10 protein-coding genes are annotated in these 12,558 nt (G+C 75.0%); 5 read left to right on the top strand and 5 right to left on the bottom strand.

The window, feature by feature from the left end:
* Window positions 1–1,284 (top strand): YeeE/YedE family protein (locus tag HZS56_RS35340; protein WP_253915422.1); only part of this gene is annotated, 1,284 nt, incomplete at its 5' end.
* Between the two features lie 49 nt (window positions 1,285–1,333).
* Here the strand turns inward: HZS56_RS35340 and HZS56_RS35345 are convergent.
* The 3 genes from HZS56_RS35345 to HZS56_RS35355 form a co-directional block, all read right to left on the bottom strand.
* On the bottom strand, window positions 1,334–1,891 hold the full coding sequence (locus tag HZS56_RS35345; RefSeq protein ID WP_216724899.1) for a TetR/AcrR family transcriptional regulator: 558 nt from the start codon (window positions 1,889–1,891) through the stop codon (window positions 1,334–1,336).
* A 10-nt stretch (window positions 1,892–1,901) separates the two neighbouring features.
* Window positions 1,902–2,483 carry a sugar O-acetyltransferase gene (locus HZS56_RS35350; protein WP_216724900.1) on the bottom strand — a complete coding sequence of 194 codons (582 nt, stop codon included), beginning with the start codon at window positions 2,481–2,483 and terminating at the stop codon, window positions 1,902–1,904.
* Between the two features lie 82 nt (window positions 2,484–2,565).
* Window positions 2,566–3,771, bottom strand: a complete 1,206-nt coding sequence (locus HZS56_RS35355; RefSeq protein ID WP_216724901.1) for an MFS transporter — start codon at window positions 3,769–3,771, stop codon at window positions 2,566–2,568.
* A gap of 517 nt (window positions 3,772–4,288) precedes the next feature.
* On the opposite strand from HZS56_RS35355, the gene HZS56_RS35360 reads away from it, so the two are divergent.
* The 3 genes from HZS56_RS35360 to HZS56_RS35370 all read left to right on the top strand — a co-directional run bounded on the left by HZS56_RS35360 (window position 4,289) and on the right by HZS56_RS35370 (window position 8,487).
* Complete coding sequence (locus HZS56_RS35360) at window positions 4,289–4,807, top strand: SRPBCC family protein (protein WP_216724902.1); 519 nt, start codon at window positions 4,289–4,291, stop codon at window positions 4,805–4,807.
* Window positions 4,808–4,849: 42 nt separating this feature from the next.
* Window positions 4,850–7,162 carry an FdhF/YdeP family oxidoreductase gene (locus HZS56_RS35365; RefSeq protein ID WP_216724903.1) on the top strand — a complete coding sequence of 771 codons (2,313 nt, stop codon included), beginning with the start codon at window positions 4,850–4,852 and terminating at the stop codon, window positions 7,160–7,162.
* A gap of 116 nt (window positions 7,163–7,278) precedes the next feature.
* Window positions 7,279–8,487 (top strand): Cmx/CmrA family chloramphenicol efflux MFS transporter, encoded by a 1,209-nt coding sequence (locus HZS56_RS35370; RefSeq protein ID WP_216724907.1) that lies wholly within the window; start codon window positions 7,279–7,281, stop codon window positions 8,485–8,487.
* Window positions 8,488–8,717: 230 nt separating this feature from the next.
* Here the strand turns inward: HZS56_RS35370 and HZS56_RS35375 are convergent, their stop codons facing one another.
* The gene (locus HZS56_RS35375; protein WP_216724904.1) at window positions 8,718–9,728 is read right to left on the bottom strand and encodes a helix-turn-helix transcriptional regulator; all 1,011 of its coding nucleotides are present in this window, start codon (window positions 9,726–9,728) and stop codon (window positions 8,718–8,720) included.
* A gap of 288 nt (window positions 9,729–10,016) precedes the next feature.
* On the opposite strand from HZS56_RS35375, the gene HZS56_RS35380 reads away from it, so the two are divergent.
* Window positions 10,017–11,117: a winged helix DNA-binding domain-containing protein gene (locus HZS56_RS35380; protein ID WP_216724905.1), complete on the top strand. Its 1,101-nt coding sequence runs from the start codon at window positions 10,017–10,019 to the stop codon at window positions 11,115–11,117.
* 29 nt (window positions 11,118–11,146) lie between these two features.
* On the opposite strand, the gene HZS56_RS35385 is transcribed toward HZS56_RS35380, so the two are convergent.
* A complete protein-coding gene (locus tag HZS56_RS35385) occupies window positions 11,147–12,319 on the bottom strand; it encodes an acyltransferase family protein (protein ID WP_216724908.1) in 1,173 nt (390 codons plus the stop codon).
* Window positions 12,320–12,558: the final 239 nt, after the last annotated feature.

The following is a 12,558-nucleotide window of genomic DNA, read 5'->3' on the forward strand; positions in this document are numbered from 1 at the left end:
CCCGCCGGGTCTGCCCCGGCCGCGCCGCCGCGCGCGTCCGCCGCCCTCTTCGCCCCCTCGCCCACCTCCTCGCCACGTCCCCAGGCGCCGCCCCTGCCGCCCGTACGACGGACACCCCTGGCGGTGTCCGGGCTGCTCGCCGCCGCGCTGACGGCGTACGTCTGGTCGGCGCACGGCGCCAAACCGGGCGTGCTCCTCCTGCTCGGGCTCGGTCTGGGCATCGCCCTCTTCCACTCCCGGTTCGGCTTCACCTCCGCCTGGCGGCAGCTGATCGCCGTCGGCAACGGCGCCGGACTGCGCGCCCACGCCCTGCTGCTGGGCACCACGGCCACCCTGTTCGCACTGCTCATCGGCACGGAGACCGGCCTGTTCGGCTCCCAGCCCGCACCGTCCGCCGGGCCGATCGGCGTCGGCCTCCTGGCCGGCTCGGTGCTCTTCGCCATCGGCATGCAGCTCGGCGGCGCCTGCGCCTCCGGCACCCTCTTCGCGGTCGGCTCGGGGCAGACGTCGATCGTGCTGACCCTCGGCGGCTTCGTCGCCGGCGCGACGCTGGCCGCCTGGCAGTTCGACCTGTGGAAGGACCTCCCGGCCTGGGAGCCCGTCGTCCTGTCGGAGCACATCGGCTGGTTCGGCTCCTGGGGGGTGACCATCGCCGCGCTGCTGCTCGTGGTGCTGGTCAGCCGCCGTGTGCAGGCCCGCCGCAACCCGCCGCCCCTCGGCGCGGTGCCCTCCGCCCGCGGCGCGGCGCTGCGGGCGGTCCGCGGCTCGTGGCCGCTGGCGGCCGGAGCCCTGGTCCTCGCGGTGCTCGGAGCCGGCGTCCTGCTGGTCTCCGGCGGTGCCTGGGGCGTCACCAGCGCCTTCAGCCTGTGGGGTTCGGAGCTGGTGGGCGCGCTCGGCGGCCACCCGGAGAACTGGACCTGGTGGCAGCGGCCCGGCAACGCCGAGATGCTGGCGGGTCCGGTGCTCGCCGACAAGACCAGCCTCACCGACATCGGCATCATGATCGGTGCGGCGCTCGCCTCGGCGGTCGGGGGCACCTGGGCCCTGCACCGGGGCATCCCGTGGCGCACGGCGGTCGCGGCGGTGCTCGGCGGGGTGCTGATGGGTGTCGGTGCCCGGCTGGCCGGCGGCTGCAACATCGGTGCCTACCTGGCCGGGATCGCCTCGGGCAGCCTCAGCGGCTGGCTGTGGGGCCTCTTCGCTCTCGCCGGCACCTGGGTGGGCCTGAAACTGCGGCCCCTGTTCGGTCTGGGGAACCCCAAGCCGCAGGACGGCGTCTGCTGAACGGGGATGCCCGTGCGGCACAGGGGTCAGGCCTGCGCCGCACGGGCGGTCAGGGGGTGCGCCGGTCCGTGGTGGTGACGCGGGCGACGGCCTCCAGGGTGAGGGCCCGCCCGTGCGGCTCCCGGGCCAGGGCGCGGTGCAGCGTCAGTCCCTCGATGAGGGCGTCGAGCTGGCGGGCCGTCCGGGGGTCGAAGTGCTTCTCCAGATGGACGCGGCTGCGGCGCATCCACTCGTGGGTCAGCTCCCGGTACGCCGGCTGCCGGGCGGCGAGCGTGTACAGCTCCTGGGTGAGCACCAGGTCCCGCTGGCTGCCCTCGGACAGCTCGTGCACCAGGTCCGCCACCGCCTCCCGGGCCTGGTCGCGGTCGGCGGCCGCACCCAGATGGGCGTCGAACACGGCCACGATGTGGTCGGTGAACCGGCCGAAGGCCTCCCGCAGCAGCTCCTCGATCCCGCTGAAGTGGTAGGTCATCGAGCCGAGCGGGACCCCGGCACGCGTCGCGATCTTCCGGTGGGAGACGCGCGCGATGCCCTCCTCGGCGATCAGGTCGAGAGTGGCCGCGAGGATCCGTTCGCGGCGCTGCGGGTCCGTGTGTCCGGTTGCCATGGGAGCAGGCTTACACCTTCCGTACCGGCCGGGCGGGGTTGCCGACGGCGACGACGCCCGCGGGCACGTCCCTCGTGACGACCGCGCCGGCGCCGATGACCGAGTCGTCCCCGATGGTCACCCCGGGCAGTACGACGGCGCCCCCGCCCAGCCAGACGTTGTCGCCGATCGTGATGGGCCGGGCGGCCTCCAGCTTGTCCCGGCGCGGTCCGGGCTCCACGGGGTGCGTCGGGGTGAGGAGCTGGACGCCGGGCCCGATCTGGCAGTCCTCGCCGACGGTGATCGCGGCGACGTCCAGCGCGGTCAGGTTGTAGTTGACGAAGGTGCGCGCGCCGATCGTGATGTTGCTGCCGTAGTCCACGTACAGCGGGGGCCGCACATGGGCCTCGGCGCCCAGGGAGCCGAGCAGCTCGGCGAGGACCGCCTGCGCGGCCGCCGCGTCCTCGGCGTAGGCGGCCTGGTAGCGGGCGGCCAGCCGTACGGCCTGCTGCTGCCTGCGGAAGATCTCCGGGTCGTCCGCGACGTAGAGGTCGCCCGCCAGCATCCGCTCGAGGTTGGTGCGGGAGTCGCCCGCGAAGTGGTCCGTCGGCATGCGCACGAGGGTACTCCCCATAACGTACGAACGTACGCTCTTGCTGTCATGACGTACCGTCCCACCCGCGCCGGCGGGACACTCAGCGGCGCCGGGCACCGAGGACTCCGGCCAGCAGCAGCACGAGCAGCCCCGCGAACGGCACCACCAGCAACCCCACCCGCAGACTCGTGGCGTCGGCGACCAGCCCCACGACCGGAGGGGAGAGCAGGAAGCCCAGCCGCATCAGCCAGGAGACGATGGTCAGCCCCGACCCGGGCTTCAGGCCGGGCAGCTCGTCCGCCTCGTGCATCGCCGCCGGCACCAGCGTCGCCACGCCGAACCCGGCCGCGGCGAACCCGAGGACCGTTCCGGGCACCGTGGGCACCGCCAGCGCCAGACCCATGCCGACCGCGGTGATCAGAGCACCCGAACGGGCCACGGTGCGCTGGCCGAAGCGGTCCACGAGCCGGTCGCCGAGGAGCCGGCCGACGAACTGCGCCCCGACCAGGGCGACATACCCGGAGGCGGCCAGCGCCACCGCCGCGTGCAGCGAGTCGGAGAGATAGAGGGTGGCCCAGGAACTGCCCGCGTCCTCGACGAGCGTGCCGGCCGTCGCGATCAGGACCAGCGCCGCGAGGACGTACGCCGTCCGCCGCCCCGCCGCCGGTACGGACGTGGCCGCCGGCGCGCCGGACCCGGTCGCCTCCTCGGCGGGCTCGGTGTCCGGCCCCGGCAGGCAGTACCGCAGCGCCACGCACGCCGCGACCGCGAACACCAGGGCGGAGAACAGCAGGTGCCAGCCCCGGGGTACGCCGAGCGCGATCGCGCCCGCGGCCATGGAACCGCCGGTGACCGCTCCGACGGACCAGATGGCGTGGAAGGAGTTGATGATGGAGCGTCCGTAGCGGCGCTGCACCCGCAGGCCGTGCGCGTTCTGCGCGACGTCGGTGAACGCGTCCATCGCGCCGGCCAGGAACAGCGCCGCCGCGAACACCGCCACCGACTCCGCCAGGCCCGCCCCGAGGATCCCCACCCCGGTCAGCAGCGTGCCGCCGACCGCGACCCGCGCCGAGCCGAACCGGCGCACGAGCACCCCGGCCGCGAGCCCGGCCGCGATCGCGCCCGCCGGGAACGCCGCGACGGCCAGTCCGTAGGCGGCGTTGCCGATGCCGAGGTCCGCCTTGATCTGCGGATAGCGCGGCAGGAGGTTGGCGAACAGGGCGCCGTTCGTGAAGAACAGCACGGCCACGGCGACCCGGGCCCGCCGGTCGGCCGGCGCGGCCGCGCGCAGTACGTCGACAGTCATGCGCCGGAGCCTACAGGCGGGGCGTACGAACGTACACTCCCGGTCTCCGGCGCCCGGCCGGGGCCAACGGCCCCTGGCGGACGGCATTGGCGGACGGCCCCTGGCGGACGGCGCAGCGATCCTTGGAGGAGCCCGGCGGGCACCCCGCCGTCCGCGGTCCGCCGTCCGCCCGCCGCCCACGGCCGGGGCGCCCGGGACCTCGCGGCCCCGGAGCGGCGCTCCACGACGGCCGGCGCTAGACGAGGCCAGGCCTCCACGGTGCGGTCGTCCAAAGCGCTCGGCGCCGCCGTGCACCCGCGGCACGGCCGGGGCGGTTGCGTACCGCAGTGCCGAGCCCGCCGCCCGACGGCCGGCCGTCCCGCCCGCGGCCGGGCGGGCGGGCGCGGCCCGCGGACGCGTCCGCCCGGCCTTCGTTCCGCTTGCGGAGGCCGCGCCGGCGGGTTTCGGTGGAGGCGACCCGCCACCGCCCCGGAGCCGTCCGGTCGGCCGGCGGAGCCCGTGAAGGAGGGCCCGGCGCATGACCACCGTCGAGGAGACGATCGAAGTGGCGGTGCCGGTGCGTGCCGCCTACGACCAGTGGACCCAGTTCAGGACCTTCCCGCGGTTCAGCGCCACGGTCAGGCGGGTCGACCAGGTCAGGCCCGCCGTGACCCACTGGGTGATCGGCCGCGGACCGGTGCACCGGGAGTTCGTCACCGAGATCGTGGAGCAGGTGCCCGACTCGCACCTCGTGTGGCGCAGCCTCGGCAGGCGCCCCCGGCACCGGGGCGAGGTCAGGTTCCGGGCCGCCGGTGAGGGCCGTACCGCGGTGACGGTGCGGATGTGGGTCGAGCCGTACGGACCGGTCGGCCTGTTCACCGCCTTCCCCGGGGCGACGGGACGCGTCCTGCGGCGGGAGCTGGCGAGTTTCAAGGCGTTCATCGAAGGACTCGGCGAACCCTGCGGGGGCTGGCGGGGAACCATCCGGGGCGGGCAGGTCCGGCCGGCGGAGGCGGAGCCGCCGAGGAGCCGGGTACCGGTGTGGCCGGTGGGCTGAAGACCACCGGAAGACAGCGAGGCAACGAGAGGTGAATCCCGGATGAGGAAGCCGCCCAGGGAAGAACCCCGGGACGAACTGGCCGTCACCCCGCCCGAGACCTGGGCGGCGGGTGTGCCCGCCGTGGCGCACGCGCTGGAGTACTCCCTGGAACAGACGGGCCTGCGGCAGACCGCCGTGGACCTGCTGACCATGAACCAGGTCGGCGGGATCGACTGCCCCGGCTGCGCATGGGCCGACCCCGCCCCCGGGCACCGGCACCGCAACGAGTACTGCGAGAACGGCGCCAAGCACATCAACGACGAGGCGACGACCCGCCGGATCACCGCCGGGTTCTTCCGCGAGCACAGCGTCTCGGACCTGGGCCGCCGTTCCGACATGTGGCTCAACCAGCAGGGCCGGCTCACCGAGCCGATGGTCAAGCGGCCGGGCTCCGACCACTACGAGCCGATCAGCTGGATCGACGCCGTCGGCCTCCTGGCCGCGGAACTGCGGTCGCTCGACACCCCCGACGAGGCGGTCTTCTACACCTCGGGGCGGGTCAGCAACGAGGCCGCCTTCGTGCTGCAGCTCTTCGCCCGCGCCTTCGGCACCAACAACCTCCCCGACTGCAGCAACATGTGCCACGAGTCCAGCGGCTTCGCCCTGCACGAGACCCTCGGCACGGGCAAGGGCACGGTCAGCCTCCAGGACCTGCACCACGCCGACCTGATCCTCCTGGCGGGACAGAACCCGGGCAGCAACCACCCGCGCCAGCTGTCCGCCCTGGAGGAGGCCAAGCGGAACGGCGCCCGCATCGTCGCCGTCAACCCGCTGCCCGAGGCCGGACTGCTGAGGTTCAAGAACCCGCAGAAGCCGCGCGGGGTGGTCGGCGGCGGCACCCGCATCGCCGACCGCTTCCTCCACATCCGGCCCGGCGGCGACCTCGCCCTCTTCCAGGCGCTGAACCGGCTGCTCCTGGAGGCCGAGGACGCCCGGCCCGGCGAGGTGCTGGACCACGACTTCGTCCGCGACAGCACCAGCGGCTTCGAGGAGTTCGCCGAGCATGTGCGCGCGACCTCCTGGCCGGACGTCCTCGCCGCCACCGGACTGACCCGGCAGGAGATCGAGGACCTTCGCGACGACGTCCTGCGCAGCCGGCGGGTCGTCGTCTGCTGGGCCATGGGCATCACCCAGCACAAGCACGGCGTGCCCACCATCCGGGAGATCGTCAACTTCCTGCTGCTGCGCGGCAATCTCGGCCGCGCCGGGACCGGGGCCTGCCCGGTGCGCGGACACAGCAACGTCCAGGGCGACCGCACCATGGGCATCTGGGAACAGATGCCCGACACCTTCCTCGACGCCCTGCGGGACGAGTTCGGCTTCGAACCGCCGCGCGCCCACGGACTCGACTCGGTGAACTCGATCAGGGCGATGCACGAGGGACGGATCAAGGTCTTCCTGGGCGTGGCCGGCAACTTCGTCCGGGCCGCCCCGGACAGCGCCGTCACCGAGGCGGCGATGCGGCGCTGCCGCCTGACCGCCCACGTCTCCACCAAGCTCAACCGTTCCCACACCGTCTGCGGGCAGACCGCGCTCATCCTGCCGACCCTCGGCCGTACCGAGCGGGACCACCAGGCGGGCGGGGAGCAGTTCGTGACGGTCGAGAACTCGATGAGCGAGGTGCACACCTCCCGGGGACGGCTGAAGCCCGCCTCCCCGCTGCTGCTCAGCGAGGTCGCCATCCTGTGCCGGATCGCGCGCCGCACCCTCGGCGACGGTCCCGGGCACCTGCCCTGGGAGGAGTTCGAGAGCGACTACGGCGCCGTCCGCGACCGCATCTCCCGGGTCGTGCCGGGCCTGCACGACTTCAACCGGCGGGTGACCCGCCCCGGCGGCATCAGGCTGCCGAACCCGGTCAACGAGGGAGTGTTCCGCACCGCCACGGGCAAGGCCCGGTTCACCCGCAACAACTGGCAGCCGCCGAACGTGCCCGAGGGCCACCTGCTGCTGCAGACCCTGCGCTCGCACGACCAGTGGAACACCGTCCCCTACACGCAGAACGACCGCTACCGGGGCATCCACGGCAGCCGCCGGGTCGTCCTCGTCAACCCGGCCGACCTGGCGGACCTCGGCCTCCGGGAGAAGGACCGGGTCGACCTGGTGAGCGTCTGGCACGACGACGCCGAACGCCGTGCCGAGGGGTTCGAGGTGGTGCCGTACCCGACCGCGCGCGGTTCGGCGGCCGCCTACTACCCCGAGACGCAGGTCCTGGTGCCGTTGGACAGCGTGGCCGACATCAGCAACCAGCCCGCCTCCAAAGGCGTCCTGATCAGACTGGAACGCCCGGTGCGGCCGCTGCTGGCGACGACCTGAGCACAGGGAGCACGGGCGCCGCACCGCCGCATCGTGAGACGGCCGGAGGTGCGGGAATGACATGATCCACGACTCCGTTGAGACCTGTCATGCCCGTCTCCTCCGCTCCCGCCCGTATGCCGCTCGCCGTCTACATCCTCGGTCTGTCCGTCTTCGCACTCGGCACCAGCGAGTTCATGCTCTCCGGGCTGCTGCCGCCCATCGCCGACGACATGGACGTGTCGATCCCGCAGGCCGGCCTGCTGATATCGGCCTTCGCGATCGGCATGGTGGTCGGCGCGCCCCTGCTGGCCGTCGCCACGCTGCGCCTGCCGCGCAAGACCACCCTCGTCGCGCTCATCTCCGTCTTCGGCCTCGGTCAGGTCGCGGGCGCCCTCGCGACGACGTACGAGGTCCTGTTCGTCTCCCGGATCGTGAGCGCGCTCGCCTGCGCCGGCTTCTGGGCGGTGGGCGCCGCCGTCGCCATCGCGATGGTGCCGGTGACCGCCCGGGCCCGGGCGATGGCGGTGATGATCGGCGGACTGTCCATCGCCAACGTCCTCGGTGTCCCCGCCGGCGCCTTCCTCGGCGAGCACCTGGGATGGCGGTCCGCGTTCTGGGCCGTCGGCGCCGCGTCCGCCGTCGCGCTCGCCGGTGTGGTGACCCTGATTCCGCGCATCCCGGTGCCCGAGCGGCGCCCGCGGCTGAGGGGCGAGCTGGCCATCTACCGGGACCGTCAGGTGTGGCTGTCGATCGTGGTGACCGCGCTCGCCGCCGGCGGCGTGTTCTGCGCCTTCTCCTATCTCGCACCGCTGCTCACCGACGTGGCCGGGCTGGCGGAGGGCTGGGTGCCCGGCGTGCTGGCGCTCTTCGGCGCGGGCGCGCTGATCGGCACGACGATCGGCGGCCGGGTCGCCGACGCGCACCTGTTCGGCGTGCTCCTGTCCGGCATCACCGCCTCGACCGTCCTGCTGGCCGCGCTGGCGCTCTTCGCCTCCAGCCCCGCCGTCGTGATCGCCCTCTCGCTGCTGCTCGGCATCTCCGCGTTCTACACGGCCCCGGCGCTCAACGCGCGCATGTTCAACGTCGCCGGGGCCGCGCCCACCCTCGCCGGCGCCACCACGACGGCCGCCTTCAACCTCGGCAACACCGGCGGTCCCTGGCTCGGCGGCACGGTCATCGACGCGGACCTCGGCTACGCGGCCACCGCGTGGGCGGGCGCGGCGATGACCCTGGTCGCGATCGGCTTCGTCGCCGTGTCGCTGCGGCTGCACGGCCGGTCGCGCGTCGTGGCGGGCGCCCCGGCCGCCGAGCCGGCGGGGGCGGAGCGGGTCCAACGCGTGTGACGCCCGCCGGAGTCCGGGCACGCACCTCGAACCGGGCCCGGCCGGCCGCCACGCAGGGACACCGGCACGGGCGGGGACGCGGCAGGAAGGCAGTGCGCCGCGACAGCGTCCCGCCCGGCGCCGGTGCGAATCCGGCCGCCCCGTCCCCCCTCACGTCCCGGCACCGGCTCGCGGGGCGCGCGCCCACGTCCCGGCAGTGGCCCGCGGGGCGCGCGGCCCGCCCGTGATCGTCATGGCTCGTCAGTGGGTCGCCCCGGTTCCGCGGCGGCCCCGGCGCACCGCGCGGCCAGGCGGGCGAAGGCCTCCCTGAGCTCGGGCGGGCCGACGTCCTCCAGGTCGGTGTCGAAGAGGCAGAAGGCGGCGGCGAGCGCGGGCCACGACCACGAGCCCAGGGTGAGCCGGCACCGCCCGGGGCCGAGTTCCTCGACGGTCCCGTCCCCGGCGTGCGGGGACACCGCCGAGGCGGGCAGACGGAGTACGGCCTCACCACGGCAGGGCCAGTCGGGGGAGCCGTCCGAGCCGCGGAACCGGCCGGTCAGGTACGCGGCCACGTCCCCGCCCGGAAGTTCCCTCGGCGTGAAGCGCGGCCCGGTGGGCGTGCGCGGCGTGACGCGGTCGGCGCGGAAGACGCGCCAGTCGGCGCGGTCCAGGTCCCAGGCGACCAGGTACCAGCGTCCGTCGCGGGTGACGAGGTGGTGCGGCTCCACCCGGCGCGGGGGCGGCACGGCACCGGGCGCGGTGCCGGCCGGCGGATGCGCCGGGGCGTGGTCGAAGCGCAGCACCTCGCGGGCGCGGACGGCCGCGCTGAGCGCGAGGAGCACACCGGTGTCCGCCTGCGGCTGCGGCCGCGCGGGCCGTTCGACCGAGGTGACGGGCAGGGCGTCGATCCGGTGGCGCAGCCGGGCGGGCATGACCTGGCGCAGGGTGGTCAGGGCGCGGGCCGCACCGTCCTCGATCCCCGCGCCGGTGGCGGCGGCCGTGCGCAGCGCGACGGCCAGGGCGACCGCCTGTTCGTCGTCGAAGAGCAGGGGCGGCAGCTGTGTCCCCGCGTCGAGCCGGTAGCCGCCGTCGGGACCCTTCACCGCCAGCACGGGATAGCCCAGTTCCCGGAGCCGGTCGACGTCACGGCGCAGTGTGCGCGGGCTGATGTCCAGCCGTTGCGCGAGCACCGTTCCCGGCCAGTCCCGGCGCGCCTGGAGCAGCGAGAGGAGGGACAGCAGCCTGGCCGATGTTTTCTGCATGACCCCATGCTCGCGCAAGTAGCGGTCACAACCTGACCGCTGCTCGCGGCAGAGTGGGCACGGCAAAGCCGCGAGGGCCTCCTCGCGGAAGGAGTCCCACCGCGTCCCCGCTGCCCCACGACCGCTGCCCGCACGACCGTTTCCCCCACGACCGCTTTCCCCACCACCACCTTCTCCACGACCGCCTTCTCCACGACGCAAGGAGCCCGCCGTGACCGCCCCAGCCACGACCCGCCCGCACCTCCGCGGTGCCGCCCGCGACCTCGCGTGCGAGTGCGGGTGCGACGCGTGACCGTCCTCGACACCCGGTCGCTGAACCGGGCGGCACTGGCCCGGCAGCTGCTCCTCGACCGCGCGGACCGTCCGGTCCTGGACGCCGTCGCGCACCTCGGCGGCATGCAGGCGCAGGAACCGCAGGAACCGTTCGTCGGACTCTGGTCGCGCCTGCGCGACTTCGCACCCGCGGCGCTCTCGGACCTGCTGACCGGGCGCCGGGTGGTACGGACCCATCTCATGCGCCGGACCGTCCACCTCGTGACCGCCGAGGACGTACTGGCCTGGCGCCCCCGGCACGACGCGATGCTGCGCGCACGGGTCCTCGGCGTCTACCGCCGCGAACTCGACGGGGTGGACCTCGACGAGCTCGCCGCGGCCGGCCGCGCGGTGCTCGCCGACGGCGAACCCCGCTCGATGTCCCAGCTGGCGCGGGCGGTGGCCGGACGCTGGCCGGACGTGGGGCCCCGGCCGCTCGGGGAGATGCTGGTCGCCGCGCTGATCCCGACGGTGCAGCTGCCCCCGCGCGGGCTGTGGCGCACCAGGGCCGGAGTCCGCAACGCCCCGGTCGCGCACTGGCTGGGCCGCGAGGTCGACCCGCCGGCCCCGCCGGGCACCGACCCGGTCGGTGAGGCGCTGGTACGGCGCTACCTGGCCGCGTTCGGACCGGCCGCGTCGGCGGACCTGCGTGCCTGGTGCGGGCTCACCGGACTGCCGGCCGCCGTCGCGGCGGTCCGCCCGGAGCTGGTCTCCTTCCGCGACGAGCGGGGCCGGGAGCTGCTGGACCTTCCCGACGCGCCGCGCCCCGACCCCGGCACCCCGGTTCCGGTGCGGTTCCTGCCGGCGTTCGACAACGCGGTCCTCGGCTACCAGGACCGCGGCCGGATCATCGACGACGCGCACCGCGGCCTGTCGGTCACCGGCGCCCGTTTCGTGCTCGTCGACGGCCGTGTCTCCGCGACCTGGACCGTCGAGGACGACACGGTGACCGTCACCCCGCTCCGCCGGCTCACGCGGGCGGAGCGCGCCCAGGTCGACGACGAGGGACGGGCCCTGGCGTCCTTCCTCTCCGACGGCGGCAGCGACAGGGTCCGGGTCGGGACGACACCGCCCTGACGTCGGCCGGCCGGCCCCGGCCCATGCCGTCAGCGGGCAGCCGGCATGAGACGTGTGACGTCGACCGAGCCCTCCCCGGTTCTCGGCTGGGGAACGGCCGTCCACAGCGCGGCCAGCGCGGCGAAGACGGCGACGAGGGCGATCGCCCCGGTGCGGCCCTTCGCCCAGGACGCCCGGAACCGGACGGGATCCTCCACCAGGACCTTGGAGAGCCAGGCGAGCGCCACCGACGCCGCGAGCAGCACGGCCGTACGGGGCGCACCCTCGAGGCCGAGCCGTTCCTCGCTCAGCAGCAGGTACACGGGCCAGTGCCACAGATAGAGGCTGTACGAGACCAGGCCGAGCCGGTGCAGCGGTGCGGCGGCGAGGAAGCGGCCGGCCGGGGTGCGGGGGGCCCGGGCGAGGAAGGCGATGAGCAGGGCGGCGGCCAGGGCGTGGAGGAAGAGCCCGCCGCGGAACAGGGAGGGGGAGTTCTGGCCGTCGGCCACGACCCAGTACGCCCCGATGCCGGCTGCAAGCACGAGGCTCCACCGGCCCGCCGCACGTTCGCCGATCCGGGACATCAGGCGCGTGGCCGGCGGGGTGGCCGCCAGTGCGCCGAGGAGGAGCGAGAACGCGCGGGTGTCGGTGCCCTCGTACACCCGGGTCGTGTCGGCCGGGGTGGTGAGGACGATCATGAGGACCAGTGACACGGCGGCCCCCGCGGCGGCCACGGCGGCCACGCGTCGTCCGGCGGTACGGCCGCGGGCCACCAGGCAGAGCACCAGCGGCCACACCACGTAGAACTGCTCCTCGACGGCGATGCTCCACAGGTGGCTGAAGACCCGGGTGTCCGCCGAGTCCCAGTAGCCCACCCGGTCGGCGACGAAGTGCCAGTTGGCGAGGTTTCCGGCCACCCAGGGGCCGTCTTCCAGGGCGTAGCGCAGCAGGTTCGGCGGGCCGAGGGCCCACACGAGGAGGAGGGTCCCGGCGAGCACGACCGCGAGCGCGGGGAGCAGACGACGTGCGCGCCGTCCCCAGAAGGCGAGGAGGCCGATGCGGCCGTCGCGGGCCCGTGCCTCCTTCAGCAGCAGGCCGGTGATGAGGAAGCCGGACAGGACGAAGAAGAGGTCGACGCCGAGGAACCCGCCGTCGAAGTGACCGGCGTGGAAGAACAGCACGCCCAGGACGGCCAGTCCGCGCAGCCCGTCGAGCGGCGCGATGTGCTGCCGCGGGGACGGCGGCGCCGGGGAGGGGGCGGCGCGGTGGCGGCGCGCCGCGCGCCGGCCGCGCCCCCCCCCCCCCGCCCCGCCCCCCCCCCCCCCCCCCCCCGCTGCCCCCCCCCCCCCCCGCCGCCCCCCCCGGGGCCCCCCCCCCCGGGGGCCCCCCCCGCCCCGGGGGCCCCCCCCCCCGGGGGGCCCCCCCCCGGGGGGGTCGCTTTCATCGGGGGGGGGGCCGCTGG

The sequence above is a fragment of the Streptomyces mayonensis genome (genome assembly GCF_018982965.1).
Taxonomy (GTDB): domain Bacteria; phylum Actinomycetota; class Actinomycetes; order Streptomycetales; family Streptomycetaceae; genus Streptomyces; species Streptomyces mayonensis.

Bases quoted from the DNA above. Each gene is read 5' to 3' on its own strand.
- HZS56_RS35375 (WP_216724904.1), bottom strand. From the start codon at position 9,728: ATGCAGAAAACATCGGCCAGGCTGCTGTCCCTCCTCTCGCTGCTCCAG.
- HZS56_RS35350 (WP_216724900.1), bottom strand. From the start codon at position 2,483: ATGCCGACGGACCACTTCGCGGGCGACTCCCGCACCAACCTCGAGCGG.
- HZS56_RS35355 (WP_216724901.1), bottom strand. From the start codon at position 3,771: ATGACTGTCGACGTACTGCGCGCGGCCGCGCCGGCCGACCGGCGGGCC.
- HZS56_RS35365 (WP_216724903.1), top strand. From the start codon at position 4,850: ATGAGGAAGCCGCCCAGGGAAGAACCCCGGGACGAACTGGCCGTCACC.
- HZS56_RS35370 (WP_216724907.1), top strand. From the start codon at position 7,279: ATGCCGCTCGCCGTCTACATCCTCGGTCTGTCCGTCTTCGCACTCGGC.
- HZS56_RS35345 (WP_216724899.1), bottom strand. From the start codon at position 1,891: ATGGCAACCGGACACACGGACCCGCAGCGCCGCGAACGGATCCTCGCG.
- HZS56_RS35360 (WP_216724902.1), top strand. From the start codon at position 4,289: ATGACCACCGTCGAGGAGACGATCGAAGTGGCGGTGCCGGTGCGTGCC.